General features: G+C 54.9%; 1 tRNA gene and 2 rRNA genes (1 of these 3 running past the window's edge). All 3 read right to left on the bottom strand.

Going from position 1 to position 3,057, the window contains the following annotated elements:
• Positions 1-187: 187 nt before the first annotated feature.
• Positions 188-264 (bottom strand) — tRNA-Met (locus tag JT360_RS32765).
• A 186-nt stretch (positions 265-450) separates the two neighbouring features.
• A 5S ribosomal RNA gene (rrf, locus tag JT360_RS32760) occupies positions 451-565 on the bottom strand.
• 279 nt (positions 566-844) lie between these two features.
• Positions 845-3,057 (bottom strand): 23S ribosomal RNA (locus JT360_RS32755) (it continues 601 nt past the right edge of the window).

Here is a 3,057-nt window from a genome sequence, read left to right as displayed (position 1 = left end):
GCAAAACGGCCCGCCGGCTTGGGAGCCTTGGGGCTGTTTTTGATTTGGTTTCGGGGACAGGATTTGCGTTTTTTGTCCCGCGGCGTCGGCTTCGCCTCCTTGCGGGCCCCTGATGAGGGTTAAAACCAACCGGCCAGCACAGCCAGATACAAAAACAGCCCGGGCTGGGCCGGGCTGTTTTTGTATTTGGTTGCGGGGACAGGATTTGAACCTGTGACCTTCAGGTTATGAGCCTGACGAGCTACCGGGCTGCTCCACCCCGCGTCAACCGTTGGACGTAAGCCGAGGCCTATAAATAGGATGGCCTACAGATAGGTAGGTGGCTCACCAAATGAAAGGGCCGCTTGCGCGGCCCGTGGTTCCCTTGGCGGGCCTTGTTCATAAAGAGAAGATTTCGCTCCATCCAGGATCATCTTGATTCTGGATGTGAGTTCAACGTGCGTTTAGCAGACCTGGCAGCGACCTACTCTCCCGCGTCTTGAGACGAAGTACCATCAGCGCTGGAGCGTTTCACGGCCGAGTTCGGAATGGGATCGGGTGCAGCCGCTCCGCCATAACCACCAGGTCGGCAAAACGCACGTTGTTTTCGAGAAGCTTTTTGAGCGAATAGCCAATAGGGAGTAGCGAATAGGGACCCTATTTGCTGCTCTCTCGGAGCTGTTCGCTGGTCTTGTTGTGCCTGGGCGACGTCTTGTGCAGGTTGCTTCGGGCGTAAGCCCGCAAGCGCGACTGCGCGTCGCCGGTTTTCCGGCGCCCTCGCGGAGCATAGGCCCCAGAGGGGGCCGCTCATGCGTGAGCGCTGGTAAGACCATCTGACTTCGTCAAATGGGCATAAGGAATGAGAACGATCAAGCCGATCGAACTATTAGTACCGGTAAGCTTCAAGCGTTGCCGCTCTTCCACACCCGGCCTATCAACGTGGTCGTCTTCCACGGTTCTCAGGGAATACTCGTTTTAAGGTGGGTTTCCCGCTTAGATGCCTTCAGCGGTTATCCCGTCCGGATATAGCTACCCTGCTATGCGGCTGGCGCCACAACAGGTCCACCAGAGATCCGTCCATCCCGGTCCTCTCGTACTAGGGACAGATCCTTTCAATATTCCTACACCCACGGCAGATAGGGACCGAACTGTCTCACGACGTTCTGAACCCAACTCACGTACCGCTTTAAATGGCGAACAGCCATACCCTTGGGACCTGCTCCAGCCCCAGGATGCGATGAGTCGACATCGAGGTGCCAAACAACCCCGTCGATATGGACTCTTGGGGGTCATCAGCCTGTTATCCCCGGCGTACCTTTTATCCGTTGAGCGATGGCCCTTCCACGCGGGACCACCGGATCACTATGACCGACTTTCGTCTCTGCTCGACTTGTCAGTCTCGCAGTCAGGCAGGCTTATGCCATTGCACTCAGCGAACGATTTCCGACCGTTCTGAGCCCACCATCGCGCGCCTCCGTTACTCTTTAGGAGGCGACCGCCCCAGTCAAACTACCCACCATACATTGTCCCGGACCCGGATAACGGGCCGCGGTTAGACATCCATAGTAATAAGGGTGGTATTTCAAGGGTGGCTCCACCTGAGCTGGCGCCCAGGTTTCAAAGCCTACCACCTATCCTACACATGCCACTACGAATGCCAATGTAAAGCTATAGTAAAGGTGCACGGGGTCTTTCCGTCTAACCGCAGGAACCCCGCATCTTCACGGGGAATTCAATTTCACTGAGTCTATGCTGGAGACAGCGGGGAAGTCGTTACGCCATTCGTGCAGGTCGGAACTTACCCGACAAGGAATTTCGCTACCTTAGGACCGTTATAGTTACGGCCGCCGTTTACTGGGGCTTCGATTCAGAGCTTGCACCCCTCCTCTTAACCTTCCAGCACCGGGCAGGCGTCAGACCCTATACGTCGCCTTGCGGCTTCGCAGAGCCCTGTGTTTTTGATAAACAGTCGCTACCCCCTGGTCTGTGCCACCCTCCTCTGCTTGCGCAGAAAAGGGTCACGCTTCTTCCGAAGTTACGCGTGCAATTTGCCGAGTTCCTTCAGCATAGTTCTCTCAAGCGCCTTGGTATACTCTACCAGACCACCAGTGTCGGTTTCGGGTACGGTCTATAAGGAGGAGCTATTTCCTGGAACCACTCCGCTGCCCGTTCAATCCGATAAGATTGGACAACTTGTGTGATCCGTCACTACCTCCAGGCCCACGAATATTAACGTGGTTCCCATCGACTACGCGTTTCCGCCTCGTCTTAGGGGCCGGCTAACCCTGCTCAGATTAGCTTTAAGCAGGAACCCTTGGTCTTTCGGCGGGGGAGTCTCTCACTCCCCTTACGTTACTCATGTCAGCATTCGCACTTCTGATACCTCCACCACCCCTCACGGGTATGGCTTCATCAGCTTACAGAACGCTCCGCTACCGCTTGGCCCTTGCGGACCAAACCCTAAGCTTCGGTGTATGGCTTTAGCCCCGTTACATTTTCGGCGCAAAGACCCTTATTTAGACCAGTGAGCTGTTACGCTTTCTTTAAATGATGGCTGCTTCTAAGCCAACATCCTGGTTGTTTTGGGATCCTCACATCCTTTCCCACTTAGCCATAACTTGGGGACCTTAGCTGTAGGTCAGGGTTGTTTCCCTTTTCACGACGGACGTTAGCACCCGCCGTGTGTCTGCCGACTAGTACTCCCAGGTATTCGGAGTTTGGTTAGGTTTGGTAATCCGGTGAGGACCCCTAGCCCATCCAGTGCTCTACCCCCTGGGGTATTCGGTCGACGCTCTACCTAAATAGATTTCGCGGAGAACCAGCTATTTCCGAGTTTGATTGGCCTTTCACCCCTAGCCACAAGTCATCCCGAACTATTGCAACAGTTATGGGTTCGGTCCTCCAGTAAGTGTTACCTTACCTTCAACCTGCTCATGGCTAGATCACTCGGTTTCGGGTCTAATGCGACGAACTGAACGCCCTGTTCAGACTCGCTTTCGCTGCGCCTACACCTAGCGGTTTAAGCTTGCTCGTCACACTAAGTCGCTGACCCATTATACAAAAGGTACGTGGTCACCC

The organism is Mesorhizobium sp. dw_380 (assembly GCF_018588885.1).
GTDB lineage: Bacteria > Pseudomonadota > Alphaproteobacteria > Rhizobiales > Rhizobiaceae > Mesorhizobium.
The sequence above is the reverse complement of the archived record's forward strand: the minus strand, read 5'-3'. Positions and strand labels throughout refer to the sequence as shown.